The sequence below is a fragment of the Pseudomonas sp. AP42 genome, assembly GCF_001728935.1.
GTDB classification, from domain to species: Bacteria; Pseudomonadota; Gammaproteobacteria; order Pseudomonadales; family Pseudomonadaceae; genus Aquipseudomonas; species Aquipseudomonas lactis.
This window is the reverse complement of record NZ_LYSO01000225.1, coordinates 1-688: the sequence shown is the minus strand read 5'-3', so window position 1 is coordinate 688 and position 688 is coordinate 1. Positions and strand designations below refer to the sequence as shown.

The 688-nt window shown below is 54.7% G+C and carries 1 pseudogene; it reads left to right on the top strand.

What is annotated here, in order from left to right:
* Positions 1-534, top strand: a pseudogene (locus A7K61_RS30620) (IS3-like element ISAs31 family transposase); the annotation flags it as partial.
* Positions 535-688 lie beyond the last annotated feature (154 nt).

Below are 688 nucleotides of genomic sequence, written 5' to 3'. Positions count from 1 at the left end.
CGTTTCTACCGTCATCCCAACTTGCTCAAGGCGGGGCCAGAGCAGGTCACTCCGGTAGCACCGGAGCAGGTCTGGGTCGCAGATATCACCTATCTGCCAGCCAGGAGCGGGCCACTGTACCTGAGCCTGGTGACGGATGCGTACTCACGCAAGATAGTGGGCCACCACGTACACGAAGGAATGCACGCCGAATCGGTGGCGATGGCGTTCAAGAAAGCACTGAAGCAACGACGTGGCGGCGGTGAACTCATCCATCACTCTGACCGCGGCGTGCAGTATTGCTCGGGACTGTATCAGTCATTACATGAACGGTACGGGGTGAAATGCTCAATGACGGATGGGTATGACTGCTACCAGAATGCGTTGGCGGAGCGGGTGAACGGGATTTTGAAAGGAGAGTTATTGTTGCAAAGCCCGCAGGATTTGACGCAAGCGCGGGAAATGGTGCGTGAAGCAGTGGATATTTACAACGCGGAGCGGCCGCATCATGCGTTGAAATACAGAACCCCCGATGCGGTACATAGGGGGTTCTGAGTGGAGCAAAGCTAGCCGAAAATGTGTAAACCTATTTCAGGACTAGACACCGTTATCTGCAAGTCACGGCCGACTTATTCGTCGTGCTTGCACTCACCTGTTGCACAGTGACCGTAGAGGTAGAGGCTGTGGTTGGTGAGACGGATATTGAATT